The sequence below is a fragment of the Serratia bockelmannii genome (assembly GCF_051803255.1).
GTDB classification, from domain to species: Bacteria; Pseudomonadota; Gammaproteobacteria; order Enterobacterales; family Enterobacteriaceae; genus Serratia; species Serratia bockelmannii.
This window is the reverse complement of sequence record NZ_CP196512.1, coordinates 1304220-1319499: the sequence shown is the minus strand read 5'-3', so window position 1 is coordinate 1319499 and position 15280 is coordinate 1304220. Positions and strand designations below refer to the sequence as shown.

The window sequence follows — 15280 nt, the reverse complement described above, 5'->3', positions numbered from 1 at the left end:
GAAAGAGCGATGTTTCATCGTCTGTTGACGCTCATCATCAAGGAAATGCAGGCGCTGCTGCGCGATCCGCAAACCCGTGCCATTTTAATCATGCCGGTGATCCTGCAGGTGCTGCTGTTCCCGTTCGCCGCGACGCTGGAAGTCACCAACGCCACCATCGCGGTCTACAGCGAAGACAGCGGCCAGGCCTCGGTGGAGTTGACCCAGCGCTTCGCCAAGGCCAAGGCCTTTCAACACGTGCTGCTGCTGCGCAGCCCGCAGGAGATAAAGACCACCATCGATAACCAACGGGCGCTGCTGCTGATCCGCTTCCCGGCGCAGTTCTCGCGCGATATCGCCACCGGCAACACCGCGCCGCTGCAGCTGCTGCTCGACGGGCGCAACTCCAACAGCGCGCAGATCGCCGCCAACTACGTACAGCAGATCGTGCAGGAATATCAGAAGGAGCTGCTCGGCAACCGCGCCAAACCCAACAACAGCGAGCTGGTGGTGCGCAACTGGTATAACCCGAATCTGGACTACAAATGGTTCGTGGTGCCGTCGCTGATCGCCATGATCACCACCATCGGCGTGCTGATCGTCACCTCGCTGTCGGTGGCGCGCGAACGCGAACAGGGCACGCTGGAACAGCTGCTGGTCTCGCCGCTCACCACCTGGCAGATCTTTATCGGCAAGGCGGTGCCGGCGCTGATCGTCGCCAGCTTCCAGGCCAGCATCGTGCTGTTGATCGGCATCTTCCTGTATCAGATCCCGTTCGCTGGATCGCTGCTGCTGTTCTACGCCACCATGTTGATCTACGGGCTGTCGCTGGTGGGTTTCGGCCTGCTGATCTCGTCGCTGTGCGCCACTCAGCAGCAGGCGTTTATCGGCGTGTTCGTGTTCATGATGCCGGCGATCCTGCTCTCAGGTTACGTCTCGCCGGTGGAGAATATGCCGGTGTGGCTGCAGGATCTGACCTGGGTGAACCCGATACGCCACTTCACCGACATCACCAAGCAGATCTACCTGAAGGACGCCAGCTTCAGCATTATCTGGCGCAGCCTGTGGCCGCTGCTGGTGATCACCGCCACCACCGGCAGCGCCGCCTACGCGCTGTTCCGCCGCAAGATCGCATAAAAAAAGCTCTGCATGTCACATGCAGAGCTTTTTGATCGCCAGATACCCTAAGGCTTGAAAGACAAGGGATTTAGCGGCGGTTGCCGAAAATGCGCAGCAACATCAGGAACAGGTTGATGAAGTCGAGATACAGCGTCAGCGCGCCGACGATGGCGTACTTGCGGAAGCTGTCTTTATCATCGGCGTTCAGCTGCTCACCCATCGCCTTGAGTTTTTGCGTGTCGTAGGCGGTCAGACCGACGAACACCACCACCCCGATGTAGGTAATCGCCCACATCAGCGCGGTGCTTTTCAGCCAGATGTTCACCAGCGAAGCCAGCACGATGCCGATCAGCGCCATGAACAACATGCTGCCGAAGCCGCTCAGATCGCGCTTGGTGGTGTAGCCGTACAGGCTCATCGCGCCGAACATGCCGGCGGTGACTACGAAAGTGCTGGCGATCGAGCTGTAGGTGTAGGCGATGAAGATGCTCGACAGCGTCAGCCCGGTCAGCGCCGAGTACAGCATGAACAGCGAGGTGGCCACCGCGCCGCTCAGGCGGTTGACCATGCCGGAAATCACGAACACCAGCGCCAACTGGGCGATGATCAGACCGAAGAAGGTGATCTGGCTGGAGAAGATGAAGTTGAGGATCGCGGGCGTATTGGCCGCATACCAGGAAACGAACGCCGTCAGCAGCAGACCGCAGGTCATCCAGCCGTAAACCTGCGCCATGTAGGCCTGAATGCCGCTGTTGGCACGTTCGACGATTGAACCATTAGAGCGTGGATATCGGTCCATGACGGTTACCTTTTGCGTTATAAACAAGATTCCGAAGCCCCGCGAACGGGGCTTCGCCTGCTATAAGCGTACCACAGAATAGGCCGCGCGAAAGCGGCAAAGGTCTTGATTTGTTTCCGCTGTTGACGCGTTATTTAGCCGCGTCGTGCCAGCGTTGCGCGGCCTCGCGATCGCTGTCGCGAGCGTCCACCCAACGATCACCCTGGCCCGTGGCTTCGCGCTTCCAGAACGGGGCGCGGGTCTTCAGATAGTCCATGATGAATTCGCTGGCGGCGAACGCCATGCTGCGGTGTGCGCCGGTCACGCCGACGAACACGATCTCGTCGCCGGGATACAGCGCACCGACGCGGTGGATCACCGTCACGCGCTGCAGCGGCCAACGGCTGCGCGCCTCGGCCACGATCTCCGCCAGCGCCTTCTCGGTCATGCCGGGGTAGTGTTCCAGCGTCAGCGCGCTGACGTCGTCCCCAAGGTTATGGTTGCGCACCTTGCCGGTGAAGGTCACCACCGCGCCATCGGCGTCGCACTGCGCCAGCCACTGGTACTCATCGCCGACGTTGAACGGCGCTTCGCCCACGCGAATGCGGGTATTTTCCATGCTTACCCCCCGGTAACCGGCGGGAAGAAGGCCACTTCATCGCCGGCGCGTAGCGGGTGATCCGCCGCCACCAGCGACTGATTGACCGCCGCCAACAGCTTGCCGGATTCCAGCGCCAGCGCCCAGCGATCGCCGCGCGCACACAGCGCCTGGCGCAGCGCCTCGACGGTCGGGTAATCCGCCGGCATCGACAGCGCGCCGGTGCCCACCAGTTCGCGCACCTGCGCGAAGAAAAGAATATCGATCATGCGTTCACCTTAAAATCACCGGATTTGCCGCCGCTTTTCGCCAGCAGGCGCACCGGGCCGATCACCATGTCTTTCTGTACCGCTTTGCACATGTCATAGATGGTCAATGCCGCCACCGAGGCGGCGGTCAGCGCTTCCATCTCGACGCCGGTTTTGCCGGTCAGCCGGCAGCAGGTTTCGATGCGTACCCGGCTGTGCTCCGTTTGCGCCTCTAGCTGCACTTCGACTTTGCTCAACATCAGCGGGTGGCACAGCGGGATCAGTTCCCAGGTGCGTTTGGCCGCCTGAATGCCGGCGATGCGCGCCGTGGCGAACACGTCGCCCTTGTGATGGCTGCCGTCGACGATCATCGCCAGCGTGGCGGGCAACATCTCGACGAAGGCTTCGGCGCGCGCCTCGCGCACCGTTTCGGCCTTGGCGGATACGTCGACCATATGGGCTTCGCCGGCGGCGTTAATGTGGGTTAGCTGTGTCATGACTCAGGGCTTCTTCAAATGGGGCTGGAAGTTGCACGGGCGATGGCGCGCGTCCAACTGCTCTTCGATAATCCGCTCCCAGGCGGTGCGGCAGGCGCGGGTGGAGCCCGGCATGGCGAAAATCACCGTGCGGTTCGCCAGGCCGGCCAGCGCGCGCGACTGGATCGTCGCGGTGCCGATCTCTTCGTACGACACCATGCGGAACAGTTCGCCGAACCCTTCCACCTCTCTGTCGAACAGCGGCAACAGCGCTTCCGGCGTGTTGTCGCGCGCGGTAAAACCAGTGCCGCCGGTGATCAGCACCGCCTGCACGTTGTCATCGGCGATCCACGCGGAAACCCGTGCGCGGATCTGGTAAATGTCATCTTTGACGATGGCGCGATCCACCACCTGATGGCCGGCTTCCTGCGCCGCGTCCTGCAGATATTGGCCGGAGGTGTCTTCCGCCGCGCCGCGGCTGTCGGACACGGTCAGGATGGCGATATGCGCCGGAATAAACTCGCTGCTCGCATGGCTCATGGTTCAATAAGCTCCTATTGGCTGTCAGCCGCCGATAAACGACAGGTTCTGGGTGATCCCGCTGTTGCCCTGATGCAGGAAATGGGTCTGCTTCTTGCTCAGCAGCCCACTCTGGATGCGCGCCTTCAGCGCGTCGAGCTGGCCGTCATCCGCCAGCAGATCGCGCAGAGGCACCCCCTGCTCGCCGAACAGACACAGGTGCAGATTGCCGATGGAAGAAACGCGCAGCCGGTTGCAGCTGGCGCAGAAATCTTTTTCATACGGCATGATAAGACCCACCTCACCCTGGTAGTCCGGGTGGCTGAACACCTGCGCCGGACCGTCGCTGCGACCGCGCGCCTGGCGCTGCCAGCCCTGCTGCTCCAACTGCCGGCGAATCACTTCGCCGGAAACGTGGTGTTTGCGAAACAGCTCGCCGCCCTCGCCGGTTTCCATCAGTTCGATAAAGCGCAGCTGGATCGGCCGATCCTTGATCCAGGCGAGAAAGGCGCCAAGTTGCTGGTGATTGACGTCGCGCATCAGCACCGCGTTGACCTTGACCTTGCTGAAACCGGCGCTGAAGGCGGCGTCGATGCCGTCCATCACCTGGCGGAACTTGTCCTGGCCGGTGATGGCGTGAAACTGGCGGGGATCCAGGCTGTCGACGCTGACGTTGATCGCCGTCAGACCGGCGTCACGCCAGGCGGCGACGTCGCGCGCCAGACGGTAGCCGTTAGTGGTGACCGCCAGGGTACGGATGGCCGGGTTTTCCCGCACGGCGGCGATGATCTCGGTAAAATCGCGGCGCAGCGAAGGCTCGCCGCCGGTCAGGCGCACCTTTTCGGTGCCCAGTTCGGCAAACGCGCGGCTGACGCGGCGGATTTCATCCAGCGACAGGAAGCTTTTCGGGCTGCCGCTCGGCTTGTAGCCGTCGGGCAGACAATAGGTGCAACGAAAGTTGCACACGTCGGTGATCGACAAACGCAGGTAATAGAACTTGCGCTCATAAGCATCAATGAGTTGCGGTACCATAACACCTTTCCAAAGTCGGGAGATGCGAGCGTTTCCCCTCTGCACCCTGGTGGCTAACTTCGCCACGGCCCAGGCGCCATATCGTTCCGGATGAACAACGTAGGCGCAGGGGCTAGGAGTTTGATTTCTCTTCCCGCTACCTTGAGTAGCCGGAATGAAACCGTGGTTTTCAGCAGAATTCTAGCGCTAATCGGCAACGATAGCCAACGCGTTAATTCGCTATATAATTGCCTATACAGCGTTTTTAGACGCCGCCTATTCGGGTAAACCATGATAAACATCGCTTGCGTGGACGAATTGACCAGAATCACGCAAATGACACTCTTTATCGCGTTTTTATGCCGGATCCGCTACCTTATGCGGGCAGTTCAGACCCTTTGTAAGGAAATTTATGCGTAATCGTACCCTGGCCGATCTCGACCGCGTGGTGGCGTTGGGCGGCGGACACGGCCTGGGCCGTGTGATGTCGGCCCTGTCGTCCTTAGGCTCCCGCCTGACCGGCATCGTCACCACCACCGACAACGGCGGTTCCACCGGCCGCATCCGCCGTTCGGAAGGCGGCATTGCCTGGGGCGATACCCGCAACTGTCTCAACCAGCTGATCACCGAACCGAGCGTCGCCTCGGCGATGTTCGAATACCGTTTCAGCGGCAACGGCGAACTGGCCGGCCATAACCTGGGCAACCTGATGCTGAAAGCGCTGGATCACCTGAGCGTGCGCCCGCTGGAAGCGATCAATCTGGTGCGCAGCTTGCTGAAGGTGGACGCGGCGCTGATCCCGATGTCGGAGCAGCCGGTGGATTTGATGGCGCACGATCACGAAGGCAATCACGTTTACGGTGAAGTGAATGTCGATCAACTGGCCCACATGCCGCAGGAGCTGATGCTGTCGCCCCCGGTCAACGCCACGCGCGAAGCGCTGGACGCCATCGCACAGGCCGACGTGATCCTGATCGGGCCGGGCAGCTTCCTCACCAGCCTGATGCCGCTGCTGCTGCTGGACGATCTCACCCAGGCGCTGCGCCGCAGCAGCGCCAGCATGATCTATATCGGCAACCTCGGCCGCGAGCTGAGCGTGGCCGCCGCGGCGCTGTCGTTAAAGGATAAGCTGACGCTGATGGAAGAGAAGATCGGCCGCCGGATGATCGATGCGCTGATCGTCGGCCCGGCGGTGGATGCCAGTGAAGTGCAGGATCGGGTGGTGATTCAGCAACCGCTGGAAGCGAGCGACATCCCCTACCGCCACGATCGCCAGCTGCTGCGCCAGGCGCTGGATCACGCGCTGGTGGAGCTGGCCGCGCACCGCTGACCGAATTTAACCGTCTCGCCCGCGCAGCCAGGGATTATCGCTGGCTGGGGCGGGATGGCTGACCATATCGATATACAGATCTTCCACCTCTTTGCGCGCCCAGGGCGTGCGACGCAAAAACTTCAGGCTGGACTTGATGCTCGGATCGCTGCGGAAGCAGTTGATGCGAATGCGCGCGCCCAGTTCGGACCAACCATAGTGATCCACCAGTTTATTCAGCAGTTGCTCCAGCGTTACGCCGTGCAGCGGGTCTTTAGACTGGTGTTGGCTCATGTTCGGTACTCTTCGTGGTCAAATCGGGCCGCACACCATAACAGCTTTGGCGCGGCCGACAAGGAATTTTGACGCCCACGGCGCGGGCGCCGTCCAACGGTCAGGAAATCGCGATGAACTGCTCGCGCAGCTGGTGGATTTCGTCGCGCAGCGCAGCCGCCTGCTCGAACTCCAGGTTTTGCGCGTGGGTGTACATCTGCGCTTCCAGATCGCGAATTTTCTGATCCAGCGCTTTCGGCGTGAGGTTCTGCAGCTGAGCGCCGCCCTCCACCGCCTTGCCCTTGCCTTTGCTCTTGGTGCGGTTGACCGGTTGGCCGATCTGCAGAATGTCGCCGATCTTCTTGTTCAGCCCCTGCGGCACGATGCCGTTGGCTTCGTTGTAGGCCTGCTGCTTGGCGCGGCGCCGCTCGGTTTCACCGATCGCCTTGGCCATCGAATCGGTGATGCGATCGCCATACAGGATCGCCTTGCCGTTCAGGTTACGTGCCGCGCGGCCGATGGTCTGGATCAGCGAACGCTCGGAACGCAGGAAGCCTTCCTTGTCGGCGTCCAGAATCGCCACCAGCGACACCTCAGGCATGTCGAGCCCCTCACGCAACAGGTTGATGCCCACCAGCACGTCGAACTCGCCCAGACGCAGGTCACGGATGATTTCGACCCGTTCCACGGTATCGATGTCCGAGTGCAGGTAGCGCACGCGCTCGCCATGCTCTTCCAGGTATTCGGTCAGGTCTTCCGCCATGCGTTTAGTCAGGGTGGTCACCAGCACGCGCTCGTTGATCGTCGCGCGCTTGCGGATCTCGGAGAGCAGATCGTCCACCTGGGTGGCGACCGGTCGCACTTCCACGATCGGATCCAGCAACCCGGTCGGCCGCACCACCTGATCGATCAGATCGCCGCCGGATTTCTCCAGCTCATATTTGCCCGGCGTCGCGGAAACATAGATGGTCTGCGGCGCCAGCGCCTCGAACTCCTCGAAGCGCAGCGGGCGGTTGTCCAGCGCCGACGGCAAACGGAAGCCGTACTCCACCAGCGTTTCCTTGCGCGCGCGGTCGCCCTTGAACATCGCGCCGATCTGCGGAATGGTCACGTGGGATTCGTCGACCACCAGCAGGCCGTCCGCCGGCAGGTAGTCGAACAGCGTCGGCGGCGGCTCGCCCTCGGCGCGCCCGGACAGATAGCGCGAGTAGTTTTCGATGCCCGAGCAGTAACCCAGCTCGTTCATCATCTCCAGATCGAACTGGGTGCGCTGCGTCAGGCGCTGCTCTTCCAGCAGCTTGCTGTTGGCCAGCAGCACCTTGCGGCGGTCCGCCAGATCAACCTTGATCTCTTCCATCGCCTGCATGATCCGCTCACGCGGCGTCACGTAGTGCGATTTCGGGTAGATGGTAAAACGCGGCACCACCTGCTCAATCTGCCCGGTCAGCGGATCGAACAGCGACAGCCGTTCCACTTCTTCATCGAACAGTTCGACGCGCAGCGCCAGCTCGTCTGATTCCGCCGGGAAGATATCGATCACCTCGCCGCGCACGCGGAAGGTGGCGCGCTGGAAAGCCTGATCGTTGCGGGAATACTGCAGCTCCGCCAGGCGGCGCAAAATGGATCGCTGATCGATGATCATGCCCTGAGTCAGGTGCAGCATCATCTTCAGGTAAAGATCCGGATCGCCCAGGCCGTAGATCGCCGACACCGACGCCACCACCACCACGTCGCGCCGCTCCAGCAGTGCCTTGGTGGCGGAAAGACGCATCTGCTCGATGTGCTCGTTCACCGAAGCATCTTTTTCAATGAAGGTGTCGGAGCTGGGCACGTAGGCTTCCGGCTGGTAGTAGTCGTAGTAGGAGACGAAGTACTCCACCGCATTCTCCGGGAAAAACGCTTTCATTTCACCGTACAGCTGCGCCGCCAGCGTCTTGTTCGGCGCCAGTACCATGGTCGGCCGATTCAGATCGGCTATCACGTTGGCGATAGTGAACGTCTTGCCCGAACCGGTAACCCCCAGCAGCGTCTGGTGCGCCAGGCCGTCTTCCAGCCCCTCTTCCAGCTTGCGGATGGCTTCCGGCTGATCGCCGGCCGGTTTGAACTCGGAATGCAGTTTGAAAAGTTTACTCATTGCTCGGCTACCCTGTGGAGATGCGCGCGCTCAGGCGGCCAGCCGGCTCTGCGCCGGATATGGCCCCTAATTATGGAAAGTGTCGGCGATTTGCGCCAGTGCCCATGATACTGGATATAAAACCAGCTTCAAGCGGATTCGTCGCTGCACCCGGCACTGCGGCAATGTCATTGCACCGTGACGTTACAGCCGGGTGACATTTTTATTGTCAATAACAGATTTATCCCCAGAACTTGCCGCGAATTAACTTATTGATAGCACCGCGTCGAAAAATCATACATAGAGACCTGATCAATACCCCTGCGTCTTGATTTTAGTTAATATATTGATATATAAAAGTTTTAATAAAAAGACGAGAATGCGGGCAAAGCGAACAGAACCCGCGTCCGCTCTCGCTTTACAGCGTTTTTCTAAATCTAATACACAAGGTTATCCACAGGAATAGTGGATAACTCTCACCGTCCCGCCCGGGGCGGGAGTTACGGAAAGAAAGCTTTTCGCCCTTTACACCCGCTAAAATGGCTTTTTTAGTTATTTTTTCATAAAAATATCGCTTTGTTTATGCCGATTAATACTAAAAATCCCCATTGCCAAAATCGCATCGGCCCCTTTCTCGCGGATCGCTCTTGACGGCGGCACAATGCCTTGCACCATGTCCTCACCAAAGGGCACCACATGAGTGCAAAAAACGTCCGGGTTAACTTCTCGGCGTATTTTCAGGCCACCGCGGCAGAGCGCATCAGGCCTGGCAGAGGGTTAACAAAGCGATAACATCCCCCCTTTTCGGCCAGTAGCAAAACTGGCCTGGGAGTTGCTTTATCTTTCAGCGTGCGAACGAGGCGCGACAGCATAATGCGCTGCCGAATGCGGCGTGCAACCGCCGCCTGGCTACCCCTCGTAAAAGCGCGAGAACGACACCAAGTCGTCATAAACGTCGTTTTTCACGACATACTGACTGTCTTTCCGTCCACCGCAGACATTGCTCAGGTGAATCGGATGGACGGCATTTTGTTCCAGACATTGCCACACTCGGGAAATCAACCGCCAATGCGGCCTTTGTTGCACCCCACCAACGAGTGGATGGGCGCCTGTGTCTATGAGGAGAATGCCAAATGCTGAGCCTGAGATCGGTCAATCAATTTTACGGGCAAAATCATACCCTGTGGGACATCAACCTGGAGCTGCCGCGCGGCCAGTGTACCGTGCTGCTTGGGCGCAACGGCGTGGGCAAGACCACGCTGGTCAATTGCATCATGGGGCATGTGCCGGTGGTGAGCGGCAGCATGACCTGGCAGCCCGCGGATCAGCCGCCGCAAAATCTGCTGCTGCAACCGATGGAGCGCCGCGCCGCACTCGGCATCAGCCTCGTCCCGCAAGGGCGGCAACTCTTCTCGCAGCTGAGCGTGGAGGAGAATCTGCAGGTGGCGCAGATGGCCGGGCGCGGTGCCCCTCGCCGCATTCCGCCGCTGATCTACAGCCTGTTTCCCAATTTGCGCCAGATGCGTACCCGCCGCGCCGGCGATCTGTGCGAAGGCGCTCAACGCCAGTTGGCGATCGGTCGTGCGCTGGCGCAGGAGCCGGCGCTGCTGATCCTCGACGAACCGACGACGGGCGTGCCCCCTTCAATCGCCGCCGACATCGGCAACGTGATCCGCAGGCTCAACTATGAGTTGGGCATGACCATTTTACTGGTAGAGCATCAGCTGCCGTTCGTGCGCCGGGTGGCGGATCGTTTTTGTCTGTTGGATAGCGGTCGCACCGTGGCGCACGGCGCGCTGGCGCAGCTGGATGAGGCGCTGATCGGCGCCGGGCTGGCGGGACAGGAAGGAAGATGAGGGGGAGTCCCCCTCATGGGGCGTTTGTTTATAGCAGGCTGATATCCAGATACTCCCCCAGCGGCGCCCGTTCGGCCTGCGGCAGGTGCGGTATTTCGCCCAGCAGCGGCGCGGGCAGCATGCGGCGCAGCGTGGCCAGGTATTCCTGATGCCGCCGCCCCGGGGGCGCCACGTCGTTGGCGATCCAACCGGCCAGCGTCAACCCCGCCTGTTGCACCGCCAGCGCCGTCAGCACTGCGTGGTTGATGCAGCCCAGTTTAATGCCCACCACCAGGATCACCGGCAATTGTTCCTGCTGCACCCAGTCGGCGAAGGTGTACTCCGCCGACAGCGGAGTAAACCACCCGCCGGCGCCTTCGACCAGCACCCAGTCGGCGCGCTGCTCCAGCCGGCGCAGGCCGTCGGACAGCCGCGCCGCGTCGATCGGCCGACCTTCATCGGCGCTGACGATATGCGGCGAGGTCGGTTCGGCAAAAACGTAAGGGTTCACTTCGTCGTAACGGAGCGCCACGCCGCTGTTGGCTTGCAGCGCCAGCGCGTCGCCGTTGCGCAGCCCCTCGGCGGTCATCTCGCTGCCGGAGGCCACCGGCTTATAGCCGGCGCTGCGGTAGCCCGCCCGGTTGGCGGCCTGCAACAAGGCGCTGCTGGCAACGGTCTTCCCCACCTCGGTGTCGGTGCCGGTCACGAACCAACGTTTAATCACGATAAATCACTCCATAAGCCAGATGATAGCTGAGGGGGAACTGCCCCTGCCGGCACGGGTAAGCCGCCTGCAACGCGGCGAGACGGCCTCGCGACATCAGGCCGCCCTCGCGCCCCTGATGCAGATGCGTCGCCCCGATGCCCTTGAGCGAACGCATCAGCGTCATCACGTCCGGGTAGTTCAGGGTGCGTAACTCCGTGACCAGCTCGTGCCGGTATTCAGCACAGGCGGCGCGGATCTGCGCCAGCGGCAGGAAGGCGTTCACGTGGCGCTCGCCGTCCACCTGTTGCCAGGCGTCCCCCAATTCCTGCAGCGATCCCGCCGCCAACGTGGAAAACAGGATCACGCCGCCGGGGCGGGTCACGCGATACAGCTCCGCCAGCGCGGCGGGCAGATCGCTGCACCACTGCACCACCAGGCTGCTGAAACAGATGTCCATCGCCGCATCGGGCAGCGGTACCTGTTCGATATCGCCCAGCAGATAATGGTGCGCCGCCTGCCGTTGGCGGGCGACCTCCAGCATGCCCGGCGCCAAATCGAGCGCGGTCACCTGCTTGCCGCGCTCGCGCCACAGGCGGCTGAAATAGCCGGTGCCGCAGCCGGCATCCAGCAGCTGCTCGCCCGGATGGGGACTCCCCATCCCCAGTAAGCGCTCGCCAACATCACGCTGCAGCGCGGCGGCGGCGTCGTAGCTGCCGGCCGCGCGGCTGAAGGCCGAGGCGACCGCCTGTTTGTTCACCGTGTCATTGGCTGACGTCATTCAGCACCTCCAGCAGGCGATCGATATCCTGCGGCTGATGCGCCGCCGTCAGGGTAATGCGTAGCCGCGCGCCGCCCGGCGGCACCGTCGGCGGGCGAATGGCGCTCACCCACAGTCCGCACTCGCGCAGGCGGGTCGCCAGATCGAGCGCGCGCTGATTATCCCCCACCAGCAGCGGCTGGATGGCGGTGTCGGAATCCGTCAGGGTCAGCGCCAGCGGCGCCGCGCCCTGACGGAAACGCCGAATGTTGTCCTGCAGCCGGGCGCGCAGTTCATCGCCCTCGCGAATGCAGGCCAGCGCCGCCTGCAGCGCGCAGGCCTGCGCCGGCGGCATTGCGGTGCTGTAGATTAGATGGCGGGCGAACTGCAGCAGATACTCGGCGGTCGCCTCATCGCACAGCACTGCTGCGCCGCTGACGCCGAACGCCTTGCCGAAGGTCGCCACCAGCAGTTCAGGGCGCACGCCCTGCTGCCAGCAGCTGCCGCGGCCTTGCTCACCGCGCACGCCGACGCCGTGGGCATCGTCCACCATCAGCCAGGCGCCCGCCGCACGGGTTAAGCGATGCAGCTCCGCCAACGGTGCGCCGTCGCCGTCCATGCTGAACACCCCTTCGGTCACCGCCAGCCGCTGCCCGTCGCAGGGTTTGGCCAGCAGATCCGCCAAGGCCTGCGGCTGATTGTGCTGGAACCGGCGCAGCTCGGCCGGCGACTGCGCCGCCGCCTCCAGCAGCGAGGCGTGGCTGAGGCGATCGGCCAAAATGCGATCGCCCTTCTGCATCAACGCCGCCAGCACCGCCTGATTGGCGGCATAGCCGGAGATGAACAGCAGCGCGCGCGGATAGCCGAGCCACGCCGCCAGTTGCTCTTCCAGCGCCTGATGCGCCACGCTAAAGCCGGTGACGTGGCCCGACCCGCCGCTGCCGACGCCGTAACGCTGCGCGCCCTGCTGCCAGGCGGCGATCACCCGCGCATCCTGGCTCAGCCCCAGATAGTCGTTGCCCGAGAAGTTCAGATAGAGACGATCGCCGAGCCGGATCTGGCGGCCGTTGCCGCCCTCGGTGGTCTGTCGCCGACGGTAGGCGGCGTTGAGACGCCGTTCTGCCAGCGCCTGTTCGATACGTTGTTGCCAGCTCATCACAGCGCCGCGTTGTAAAACTCGGCGGTATCGGCGTTCAGCAGCTGCTTAGCCAGCACCTGCTGTTGCTGGTTGTCGCCATGTTCGGTGGCGGTCTGCTGCGGGTTCAGCCCCAGCTTGCGGAACAGCTGCAGATCCTTGTCTTCTTCCGGGTTCGGCGTGGTCAGCAGCTTGCAACCGTAGAAGATCGAGTTGGCGCCGGCCATAAAGCACATCGCCTGCGTCTGTTCGTTCATCTGTTCACGGCCGGCGGAAAGGCGGACATAAGAGGACGGCATCATGATGCGCGCTACCGCGATGGTGCGGATGAAATCGAACGGATCGACGTCGTCGTTATCCGCCAGCGGCGTGCCTTTTACCTTCACCAACATGTTGATCGGCACGCTCTCCGGCGGTTTCGGCAGGTTAGCCAGCTGCACCAGCAACCCGGCGCGATCGCGCACCGTTTCCCCCAGCCCGACGATGCCGCCGGAGCACACTTTGATGCCGGCGTCGCGCACCTTGTCGAGCGTATCCAGGCGTTCCTGGTAGCTGCGGGTGGTGATGATGCTGCCGTAGAACTCCGGCGAGGTGTCGAGGTTATGGTTGTAGTAATCCAGCCCGGCCTCCGCCAGCCGTTCAGCCTGAGTGCCGTCAAGCGTGCCCAGCGTCATGCAGGTTTCCATGCCCATCGCTTTCACGCCCTGCACCATCTGCTGCAGATAAGGCATATCGCGCTCGTGCGGGTTCTTCCACGCCGCGCCCATGCAAAAACGGGTCGAGCCGTTCGCTCTGGCCTTGCGTGCCGATTCCAGCACCTGCTCGACCTGCATCAACCGCTCCGACTCCAGGCCGGTCTTGTAGCGTGAGCTCTGCGGGCAGTATTTACAGTCTTCCGGGCAAGCGCCGGTCTTGATCGACAGCAGCGTGCTGACCTGCACCTGACGCGGGTCGAAGTGCTGGCGGTGTACGGTTTGCGCTTCGAACAGCAGTTCCAGCAGCGGTTTATCAAACAGGGCCTGGGCTTGCCCTACTGTCCAGTGAATGCGGTCGGCCATCATGGCGTCTCCAAAACGAAAAAGTGTCGCCAGTTTAAATATTGTGGATATACTGTCAACCAATCTTAATTCAATTTGGTTTACAAGTATGTCTGTGACCGCTTCCGACCTAGCGTTTGACCAACGCCATATCTGGCACCCCTACACCTCCATGAGCCGCCCGTTACCCTGTTACCCGATCGAATCGGCCAGCGGCGTCGAACTGCAGCTGGCGGACGGCCGGCGTCTGGTGGACGGCATGTCCTCCTGGTGGGCGGCGATCCACGGTTACAACCATCCGCACCTGAATCAGGCCGCCAGCCAGCAGTTGGAGAAGATGTCACACGTGATGTTCGGCGGTATTACCCATCCGTCCGCCATCTCGTTGTGCCGTCGGCTGGTGGAAATGACGCCAGAGGCGCTGCAGTGCGTGTTCCTGGCAGACTCCGGTTCGGTGGCGGTGGAAGTGTCGTTGAAGATGGCGCTGCAGTACTGGCAGGCGCGCGGCGAGCGCCGGCAGCGCATCCTGACGCTGCGCCACGGCTATCACGGCGATACCTTCGGCGCGATGTCGGTCTGCGATCCGGACAACTCGATGCACAGCCTCTATCAGGGCTATCTGGCGCCGCACCTGTTCGCGACCGCGCCGCAGTGCCGCTTCGACGAAGAATGGCGTGAAGAAGATATTGCACCGTTCGCCGCGCTGCTGGAGCAGCACGCCGGTGAAGTGGCGGCGGTGATCCTGGAACCGGTGGTGCAAGGCGCCGGCGGCATGCGCATCTACCACCCAACCTACCTCAAGCGGGTGCGCGAGCTGTGCGATCGCCATCGGGTGCTGCTGATCGCCGACGAGATCGCCACCGGCTTCGGCCGCACCGGCAAGCTGTTCGCCTGCGAGCACGCGCAGGTGGTGCCGGACATTCTCTGCCTGGGCAAGGCGCTGACCGGCGGTTACATGACCCTGTCCGCCACCCTGACCACCCGCCATGTGGCGGAAACCATCAGCAACGGCGCGGCCGGCTGTTTTATGCACGGCCCGACCTTTATGGGCAATCCGTTGGCCTGCGCGGTGGCGGACGCCAGCATGGCGCTGCTGGCGGAAAATCGCTGGCAGGCGCAGGTGAGCGCCATCGAAGCCCAGCTGAAACAGGAACTGCTGCCGTTGGCGGCGCTGCCGAAGGTGGCGGACGTGCGGGTGCTGGGGGCGATTGGCGTGGTGGAAATGCGCGAACCGGTGAATGTCGCCGAGCTGCAGCGCGGGTTCGTCGAGCGCGGGGTATGGATCCGGCCGTTCGGCAAGCTGATTTACCTGATGCCGCCTTACATCATCGAAGCGGAACAGCTCAGCCGCCTGACCGCCGCCGTGGCCGCCGCCGCGCGTTAATGC

The 15280-nt window shown here is 62.2% G+C and carries 17 protein-coding genes and 1 riboswitch; of the genes, 4 read left to right on the top strand and 13 right to left on the bottom strand.

Going from position 1 to position 15280, the window contains the following annotated elements; genetic code table 11:
* Positions 1–9 precede the first annotated feature (9 nt).
* On the top strand, positions 10–1116 hold the full coding sequence (locus ACSJLU_RS06325) for an ABC transporter permease (RefSeq protein ID WP_049208965.1): 1107 nt from the start codon (positions 10–12) through the stop codon (positions 1114–1116).
* A 70-nt stretch (positions 1117–1186) separates the two neighbouring features.
* On the opposite strand, the gene ACSJLU_RS06320 is transcribed toward ACSJLU_RS06325, so the two are convergent.
* The 6 genes from ACSJLU_RS06320 to moaA form a co-directional block, all read right to left on the bottom strand.
* Positions 1187–1897, bottom strand: coding sequence for a Bax inhibitor-1/YccA family protein (locus ACSJLU_RS06320; RefSeq protein WP_033637508.1), 711 nt, complete (start codon positions 1895–1897; stop codon positions 1187–1189).
* Between the two features lie 130 nt (positions 1898–2027).
* Positions 2028–2495, bottom strand: a complete 468-nt coding sequence (gene moaE / locus ACSJLU_RS06315; RefSeq protein WP_004939764.1) for a molybdopterin synthase catalytic subunit MoaE — start codon at positions 2493–2495, stop codon at positions 2028–2030.
* 2 nt (positions 2496–2497) lie between these two features.
* Positions 2498–2743 carry a molybdopterin synthase sulfur carrier subunit gene (gene moaD, locus ACSJLU_RS06310; RefSeq protein WP_004939768.1) on the bottom strand — a complete coding sequence of 82 codons (246 nt, stop codon included), beginning with the start codon at positions 2741–2743 and terminating at the stop codon, positions 2498–2500.
* Positions 2740–3219: a cyclic pyranopterin monophosphate synthase MoaC gene (gene moaC, locus ACSJLU_RS06305; protein ID WP_004939770.1), complete on the bottom strand. Its 480-nt coding sequence runs from the start codon at positions 3217–3219 to the stop codon at positions 2740–2742. The genes moaD and moaC overlap by 4 nt, the downstream gene beginning before the upstream one ends.
* A 3-nt stretch (positions 3220–3222) precedes the next feature.
* Positions 3223–3738: a molybdenum cofactor biosynthesis protein B gene (gene moaB, locus ACSJLU_RS06300; RefSeq protein ID WP_025301928.1), complete on the bottom strand. Its 516-nt coding sequence runs from the start codon at positions 3736–3738 to the stop codon at positions 3223–3225.
* 24 nt (positions 3739–3762) lie between these two features.
* Positions 3763–4749 carry a GTP 3',8-cyclase MoaA gene (gene moaA, locus ACSJLU_RS06295; RefSeq protein ID WP_004939778.1) on the bottom strand — a complete coding sequence of 329 codons (987 nt, stop codon included), beginning with the start codon at positions 4747–4749 and terminating at the stop codon, positions 3763–3765.
* A riboswitch (molybdenum cofactor riboswitch) is annotated at positions 4736–4880 on the bottom strand. Its footprint overlaps the gene before it by 14 nt.
* Before the next feature lie 260 nt (positions 4881–5140).
* Here moaA and ACSJLU_RS06290 point away from each other — a divergent pair.
* Entirely contained in the window at positions 5141–6058 is a 918-nt protein-coding gene (locus ACSJLU_RS06290; protein WP_342096521.1) for a gluconeogenesis factor YvcK family protein, read from the top strand.
* 6 nt (positions 6059–6064) lie between these two features.
* On the opposite strand, the gene ACSJLU_RS06285 is transcribed toward ACSJLU_RS06290, so the two are convergent.
* The 3 genes from ACSJLU_RS06285 to ACSJLU_RS06275 form a co-directional block, all read right to left on the bottom strand.
* On the bottom strand, positions 6065–6331 hold the full coding sequence (locus tag ACSJLU_RS06285; protein WP_004939783.1) for a VF530 family DNA-binding protein: 267 nt from the start codon (positions 6329–6331) through the stop codon (positions 6065–6067).
* A gap of 100 nt (positions 6332–6431) precedes the next feature.
* Complete coding sequence (gene uvrB / locus ACSJLU_RS06280) at positions 6432–8444, bottom strand: excinuclease ABC subunit UvrB (RefSeq protein ID WP_025301925.1); 2013 nt, start codon at positions 8442–8444, stop codon at positions 6432–6434.
* Between the two features lie 531 nt (positions 8445–8975).
* Positions 8976–9098, bottom strand: coding sequence for a hypothetical protein (locus tag ACSJLU_RS06275; protein ID WP_256376328.1), 123 nt, complete (start codon positions 9096–9098; stop codon positions 8976–8978).
* Positions 9099–9556: 458 nt separating this feature from the next.
* Here ACSJLU_RS06275 and ACSJLU_RS06270 point away from each other — a divergent pair, with 458 nt between their 5' ends.
* The gene (locus tag ACSJLU_RS06270) at positions 9557–10279 is read left to right on the top strand and encodes an ATP-binding cassette domain-containing protein (protein ID WP_342096522.1); all 723 of its coding nucleotides are present in this window, start codon (positions 9557–9559) and stop codon (positions 10277–10279) included.
* Between the two features lie 28 nt (positions 10280–10307).
* Here ACSJLU_RS06270 and bioD read toward each other — a convergent pair whose 3' ends face one another.
* Genes bioD through bioB form a run of 4 tightly spaced genes read right to left on the bottom strand, consistent with a single transcriptional unit; the run spans position 10308 to position 13914 of the window.
* Positions 10308–10982 carry a dethiobiotin synthase gene (gene bioD, locus ACSJLU_RS06265; RefSeq protein WP_049208969.1) on the bottom strand — a complete coding sequence of 225 codons (675 nt, stop codon included), beginning with the start codon at positions 10980–10982 and terminating at the stop codon, positions 10308–10310.
* Positions 10975–11742: a malonyl-ACP O-methyltransferase BioC gene (bioC, locus tag ACSJLU_RS06260; RefSeq protein WP_049208970.1), complete on the bottom strand. Its 768-nt coding sequence runs from the start codon at positions 11740–11742 to the stop codon at positions 10975–10977. The genes bioD and bioC overlap by 8 nt, the downstream gene beginning before the upstream one ends.
* Complete coding sequence (gene bioF / locus ACSJLU_RS06255; protein ID WP_025301919.1) at positions 11726–12877, bottom strand: 8-amino-7-oxononanoate synthase; 1152 nt, start codon at positions 12875–12877, stop codon at positions 11726–11728. The genes bioC and bioF overlap by 17 nt, the downstream gene beginning before the upstream one ends.
* On the bottom strand, positions 12877–13914 hold the full coding sequence (gene bioB / locus ACSJLU_RS06250; RefSeq protein WP_380825942.1) for a biotin synthase BioB: 1038 nt from the start codon (positions 13912–13914) through the stop codon (positions 12877–12879). The genes bioF and bioB overlap by 1 nt, the downstream gene beginning before the upstream one ends.
* An 88-nt stretch (positions 13915–14002) precedes the next feature.
* Here bioB and bioA point away from each other — a divergent pair, with 88 nt between their 5' ends.
* A complete protein-coding gene (gene bioA, locus ACSJLU_RS06245; RefSeq protein WP_049208971.1) occupies positions 14003–15277 on the top strand; it encodes an adenosylmethionine--8-amino-7-oxononanoate transaminase in 1275 nt (424 codons plus the stop codon).
* The last annotated feature ends 3 nt before the right edge of the window (positions 15278–15280 follow it).

What these genes read in the sequence shown, in the direction of transcription:
- ACSJLU_RS06325 (WP_049208965.1), top strand. Translation starts at nt 10, where the DNA reads ATGTTTCATCGTCTGTTGACGCTCATCATCAAGGAAATGCAGGCGCTG.
- ACSJLU_RS06320 (WP_033637508.1), bottom strand. Translation starts at nt 1,897, where the DNA reads ATGGACCGATATCCACGCTCTAATGGTTCAATCGTCGAACGTGCCAAC.
- moaE (WP_004939764.1), bottom strand. Translation starts at nt 2,495, where the DNA reads ATGGAAAATACCCGCATTCGCGTGGGCGAAGCGCCGTTCAACGTCGGC.
- moaD (WP_004939768.1), bottom strand. Translation starts at nt 2,743, where the DNA reads ATGATCGATATTCTTTTCTTCGCGCAGGTGCGCGAACTGGTGGGCACC.
- moaC (WP_004939770.1), bottom strand. Translation starts at nt 3,219, where the DNA reads ATGACACAGCTAACCCACATTAACGCCGCCGGCGAAGCCCATATGGTC.
- moaB (WP_025301928.1), bottom strand. Translation starts at nt 3,738, where the DNA reads ATGAGCCATGCGAGCAGCGAGTTTATTCCGGCGCATATCGCCATCCTG.
- moaA (WP_004939778.1), bottom strand. Translation starts at nt 4,749, where the DNA reads ATGGTACCGCAACTCATTGATGCTTATGAGCGCAAGTTCTATTACCTG.
- ACSJLU_RS06290 (WP_342096521.1), top strand. Translation starts at nt 5,141, where the DNA reads ATGCGTAATCGTACCCTGGCCGATCTCGACCGCGTGGTGGCGTTGGGC.
- ACSJLU_RS06285 (WP_004939783.1), bottom strand. Translation starts at nt 6,331, where the DNA reads ATGAGCCAACACCAGTCTAAAGACCCGCTGCACGGCGTAACGCTGGAG.
- uvrB (WP_025301925.1), bottom strand. Translation starts at nt 8,444, where the DNA reads ATGAGTAAACTTTTCAAACTGCATTCCGAGTTCAAACCGGCCGGCGAT.
- ACSJLU_RS06275 (WP_256376328.1), bottom strand. Translation starts at nt 9,098, where the DNA reads ATGGTGCAAGGCATTGTGCCGCCGTCAAGAGCGATCCGCGAGAAAGGG.
- ACSJLU_RS06270 (WP_342096522.1), top strand. Translation starts at nt 9,557, where the DNA reads ATGCTGAGCCTGAGATCGGTCAATCAATTTTACGGGCAAAATCATACC.
- bioC (WP_049208970.1), bottom strand. Translation starts at nt 11,742, where the DNA reads ATGACGTCAGCCAATGACACGGTGAACAAACAGGCGGTCGCCTCGGCC.
- bioF (WP_025301919.1), bottom strand. Translation starts at nt 12,877, where the DNA reads ATGAGCTGGCAACAACGTATCGAACAGGCGCTGGCAGAACGGCGTCTC.
- bioB (WP_380825942.1), bottom strand. Translation starts at nt 13,914, where the DNA reads ATGGCCGACCGCATTCACTGGACAGTAGGGCAAGCCCAGGCCCTGTTT.
- bioA (WP_049208971.1), top strand. Translation starts at nt 14,003, where the DNA reads ATGTCTGTGACCGCTTCCGACCTAGCGTTTGACCAACGCCATATCTGG.